General features: G+C 61.3%; 5 protein-coding genes. 4 read left to right on the top strand and 1 reads right to left on the bottom strand.

All coding sequences use genetic code 11. From position 1 onward, the window contains the following. Together ABI213_RS22930 and ABI213_RS22925 are read left to right on the top strand one after the other, a co-directional pair. A partial coding sequence (locus ABI213_RS22930) for a dihydroxy-acid dehydratase (protein WP_348028828.1) occupies window positions 1-878 on the top strand: 878 nt, incomplete at its 5' end. Window positions 879-894: 16 nt separating this feature from the next. Beyond that, window positions 895-1,824, top strand: coding sequence for a dihydrodipicolinate synthase family protein (locus ABI213_RS22925; protein ID WP_348028826.1), 930 nt, complete (start codon window positions 895-897; stop codon window positions 1,822-1,824). Window positions 1,825-1,860: 36 nt separating this feature from the next. On the opposite strand, the gene ABI213_RS22920 is transcribed toward ABI213_RS22925, so the two are convergent. Continuing rightward, on the bottom strand, window positions 1,861-2,373 hold the full coding sequence (locus tag ABI213_RS22920; protein WP_348028824.1) for a hypothetical protein: 513 nt from the start codon (window positions 2,371-2,373) through the stop codon (window positions 1,861-1,863). Between the two features lie 83 nt (window positions 2,374-2,456). Here ABI213_RS22920 and queC point away from each other — a divergent pair, with 83 nt between their 5' ends. Both queC and ABI213_RS22910 read left to right on the top strand, forming a co-directional pair. Beyond that, the gene (queC, locus tag ABI213_RS22915) at window positions 2,457-3,155 is read left to right on the top strand and encodes a 7-cyano-7-deazaguanine synthase QueC (RefSeq protein WP_348028822.1); all 699 of its coding nucleotides are present in this window, start codon (window positions 2,457-2,459) and stop codon (window positions 3,153-3,155) included. Between the two features lie 162 nt (window positions 3,156-3,317). Beyond that, window positions 3,318-5,088 (top strand): tetratricopeptide repeat protein (locus ABI213_RS22910; protein WP_348028820.1); only part of this gene is annotated, 1,771 nt, incomplete at its 3' end.

Here is a 5,088-nt window from a genome sequence, read left to right as displayed (position 1 = left end):
TCGGCGTGCAGCTGGACCTGGAAGACTGGACCCGCATCGGCCAAGGTACGCCGACCATTGTGGATTTGCAGCCTTCGGGCCGCTTCCTGATGGAGGAGTTCTACTACGCCGGTGGCCTGCCCGCCGTAATGCGCCGCCTGGGCGAAAACGGCCTGCTGCCACATCCCAACGCGCTCACCGTCAATGGCAAATCCATGTGGGACAACGTGCGCGAAGCACCCCAGTACAACGACGAAGTCATCCGCCCCATCGACAATCCGCTGATTGCCGACGGCGGCATCTGCATCCTGCGCGGCAATTTGTCGCCGCGCGGCGCGGTGCTCAAACCGTCTGCTGCCACGCCCGCGCTGCTCAAGCACCGAGGCCGTGCTGTGGTGTTTGAAAACCTGGAGCACTACAAGGAACGCATCGTTGATGAAGACCTGGACATCGACGCTACCTGTGTGATGGTCTTGAAGAACTGCGGCCCCAAAGGTTACCCCGGCATGGCCGAGGTGGGCAATATGGGTCTGCCACCCAAGCTGCTGCGCCAGGGCGTGAAGGACATGGTGCGCATCTCTGATGCCCGCATGAGTGGCACCGCCTACGGCACCGTGGTGCTGCACGTGGCCCCCGAAGCTGCTGCGGGTGGCCCGCTGGCTGCCGTGCGCGACGGTGACTTCATCGAGCTGGACTGTGCCCAAGGCCGCCTGCACCTGGACATCAGCGATGCCGAACTGGCCGAGCGCCTGGCCACGCTGGCGGGCGTTGCGCCCAAACCGCTGTCGGGGGGCTACGCCCGCCTGTATGTAGACCACGTACTGCAAGCCGATGACGGCTGCGATTTCGACTTCTTGGTCGGCTGCCGCGGCTCCACCGTTCCCCGCCATTCCCATTAATTTTGAGTTGAACGCCATGCACAACGCATCCAACCCCCGCTACCGGGGCATCTTCCCGGTCGTCCCCACGACCTTCACCGCCTCGGGCGAGCTGGACTTGCCCAGCCAGAAGCGCTGTGTCGATTTCATGATCGACGCGGGCTCCGACGGCCTGTGTATCCTGGCCAACTTTTCCGAGCAGTTCTTGCTGTCGGATGACGAGCGTGAGGTTTTGACCAAGACCATCCTGGAGCACGTCGCAGGCCGCGTGCCGGTGATCGTCACCACTACCCATTTCGGCACCACGGTGTGCGCCCAGCGCAGCCGCCGCGCGCAAGACATGGGCGCAGCGATGCTGATGGTGATGCCGCCTTACCACGGGGCGACTTTCCGCGTAGGCGAGCCGCAGGTTTACGAGTTCTACGCCAAGCTGTCGGATGCGGTCAACATTCCTATCATGGTCCAGGACGCGCCGGCTGCAGGCACGCCGCTGTCGGCCGCTTTCCTAGCCCGCATGGCCAAGGAAATCGAGCACCTGTCGTATTTCAAGATCGAAACCGCTGGTGCCGCCAGCAAGCTGCGCGAGCTGATCCGCCTGGGTGGCGAAGCCATCGAAGGCCCATGGGACGGCGAAGAAGCCATCACCCTGCTGCCCGACCTGGATGCCGGTGCCACCGGTGCCATGACCGGCGGCGCTTTTCCCGACGGCATCCGCCCCATCATCGAAGCCCACCGTGCGGGCGACCGCGACAAAGCTTACGCGCTGTACCAAAAATGGCTGCCGCTGATCAATTACGAAAATCGCCAGGGCGGCATCCTCACCGCCAAGTCGCTGATGGCCGAGGGTGGCGTGATCGCCTGCGAAGCCCCGCGCCACCCCTGGCCCGCCATGCACCCCGATGTGCGCGTCGGTTTGATCGAGACCGCCAAGCGGTTGGATCCGCTGGTGCTGCGCTGGGGTAAATAGTCGTCACTATGCTTTTTATAGCCGCTAGCGCAGGTGCTATTTGCGCTGGAGACCTAAAAAGCTTATAAACTTTCGCACAGTGCGGCGGGCCCGTCGCGCAGTGGCTTGTGCCAGCCGCCAGGGCCGCGCGTTCTTCACTTGCGCAATCACCCCATCTTTCCACACCAGCCAACGTGGATACCAGCGGCGAAACCAGGCCAACTGCATCAAGCTGGGTTCGGTGAGCTGAAACAGGCGCGCCGCTACGGCCGTGCCCACCACCTTGGCGGCTAGCACCACCAGCAGGCCCAGCACGGTGTGGCCCCGGGCCATCCAGTACACCGCCAGCAACTTGACCGGCAGCAGGGTCAACATCGGCACGCACAACAGCAGCAAAGCCGCGTAGGGCGGCAGTCGCCGAATCAAGGCTTCCAGTTGCGACCAGACCGGCAAGCGCGCCAGACGGTCCATGGCCCGCGCCAGCGGCTCCCAACCCCATTCACCAAAGATCAATACCAGCGCAATCGCGGTGTGGAACACGGCCTTCAGAAATCGCTTCACGTAGTGCATGCAGGGGTCCAGAGTTGGGGCAGGGCGCGTTCGATGTTAAATTGGCCGATTGTTCGCACCCCGTCTGAAGCTGTTCTTAATCCATGCATTCCCGCGCCCTTGTTTTGTTTTCCGGTGGGCAAGATTCCACCACCTGCCTGGCTTTGGCTCTGTCCAAGTACGCCCACGTAGAAACCGTCGCCTTTGACTACGGCCAACGCCACCACGTCGAGCTGGACGCGCGCTTGCACGTCCTGTCCAACATCAAAGCCCAGTTCCCCCAGTGGGCGAGCAAGATGGGCGAAGACCATTTGCTGGATTTGTCGGTGCTGGGCCAAGTCAGCGAGACTTCGCTGACCCGCGACATGGCCTTCAAGATGGAGGAGGGCGGCCTGCCCAACACCTTTGTGCCCGGCCGCAACCTGTTGTTTCTGACCCTGGCCGCCGCGCTGGCCTACCGGCGCGATCTGGAGGTGATCGTCACCGGTGTCTGCGAAACCGATTTCTCCGGCTACCCCGATTGCCGTGACGACACCATGAAAGCCATGCAACTGGCCTTGTCGCTGGGCATGGACAAGCGTTTTTTGATCGAAACTCCGTTGATGTGGATCGACAAGGCCGAAACCTGGCAGCTAGCGCAGCAACTGGGCGGCCAGCCGCTGGTGGATTTGATCGTCGAAGACACCCATACCTGCTACCTGGGCGACCGCGTACACCGCCATGCCTGGGGCTATGGCTGCGGCGAGTGTCCGGCGTGTGTGCTGCGGGCACGCGGATTTGAGCGGTTCACGGCACTGGCTTGACCTTGCCTGTGGCCCGTGTTTGACGGGCACGTGACGGATATCACCCTTCGTTCTTTTCCTTATCGTCTGTAGTGGCGATAGGGCCTTTGGCACTTGTTACATCAGATAACATCCAAAAAGGTGCGCGTACCTTGTGTGCACTTGTTGTTGCTGGACCTTTCCATGAAGCCAATCTCCCCTCCTTACCGCGCTGTTCTTGTGGCGTTGCTGTGCGCCAGCAGCCTGGCCGGTTACGCCGTGACCGACAGCAAAGCTTCTCGTTTTTACGAAGATGCATTGGGCCGTTACGAAAAGCACGACATGCCGGGTGCCATCATCCAGCTGAAAAATGCGCTGCAAATCGACAAAAACATGCTGCCCGTGCAAGTACTGCTGGGCAAAGCCTTGCTGGCCAACGGCGAGGCCGCCACGGCCGAGGTTGCCTTGCTGGAGGCCTTGCGCCTGGGGGTGAACCGTGCCGAGGTGGTTGTGCCTTTGGCCGAGGCCTTCATTGCGCAGGGTAAGCAAAAATTGTTGCTGGAGCAATCGCAGTTCAATCCTGCCGGTCTGCCGCCCGGCACCCAGGTGCAATTGTTGTTGCTGCGTGCGTCCGCCAGCGCCGATCTGGGTGATCCACGCGGTGCGCTCAAAGGGATTGAGGAAGCCCGTGTGGTGGATGGCCGCAGCCCCGAGGTTTGGTTGGCCGAGGTCCCGGTACGCATCCGCGCGCGCCAGTTTGCCGAGGCCAACGTGGCGGTGGAGCGGGCCTTGGCGCTGGCCCCCAATTCTGCCGAGGTACGCTACCAAAAAGGTGCGCTGTTGCATGTACAAGGCAACTTGCGTGCGGCCGTTGCGGCCTACGATGCGGCTTTGCAGATCGACCCCAAACATATTGAGGCGCGCGTTGCACGGGCAGGTGTTGCTATCGATTTAGGTAAAGATGCGGATGCCGCCAAAGATGTGGCCGAGCTGCAGCGCCTCTCGCCGCGTGAACCCCGTGCAGCCTACTTCAAAGCTCTTTTGGCCGAACGTAGCGGAAACAGCGCGGCAGTCCGCACCGCCTTGGCCGAAGTCACCAGCTTGCTCGACCCGGTGCCCCCGTCTTTCGTCCAGTACCGGCCTCAGTTGCTGATGCTCAACGGCTTGGCCCACTACGGCCTTAAAGAGCCCGAAAAAGCCAAGCCTTACTTTGAGTCGTTCCAGCGCGTGCAAGGCAACAGTCCGGTTTCGAAGTTGCTGGCACAAATCTATATGTCCGAAGGCAACTTCACCCGCGCCACCGAGTTGCTGGAGGACTACATCAAAGTGCAGCCCGGCGACGGCCAAGCCCTTACTTTGTTGGCCGGTGCCAACATGGCCCAGGGTCGCAATGCCAAGGCGACCGCGATCATGCAGCAAGTGTTGGCGAGCAAAGATGCGCCCGAGTTCCGTACCGCCTTGGGCCTGAGCTTGATCGGTGGCGGCAAAACCGGCGACGCCATTGTGCAACTCGAAACCGCCTTCAAAGACCCCAAGCAAACCCAGGCGGGTATCGCATTGGTGGGCTTGTATCTGCGCGATGGACAAACTGCCAAAGCGGTCGGAATTGCCGACAAATTGGTCAAGTTGCAGCCCAGTAATGCAGGTTTCAACAACCTACTGGGCATGGCCCAGGCCCAAGCGGGCGTATTGCCCGCCGCCAAAACAGCCTTTGAGCGGGCAGTCCAGCTGGACGACAAACTGCTAGAGGCCAAGATCAACTTGGCCCGTGTAGATATTGCGGCTAAATCTTATGACAGCGCCACCACACGTCTGGCTACCATCCTCAAGGTAGACGACAAAAATATCGATGCCATGTATGAAATGGCCAACCTGTCAGACCGCCGCGGCCAGCCTGCCGAGACCTTGCGCTGGCTCCAAAAGGCCAGCGATATCGCCGGCCCTAAAGAGTTTCGACCAGACACCTCGCTGGTAG

Origin of the sequence: Rhodoferax sp., from assembly GCF_039922535.1 — a bacterium.
Taxonomy (GTDB): Bacteria; Pseudomonadota; Gammaproteobacteria; order Burkholderiales; family Burkholderiaceae_C; genus Rhodoferax_B.
Note: the sequence above shows the minus strand (reverse complement) of the source record. Positions and strands in the feature narration are given on the sequence as shown.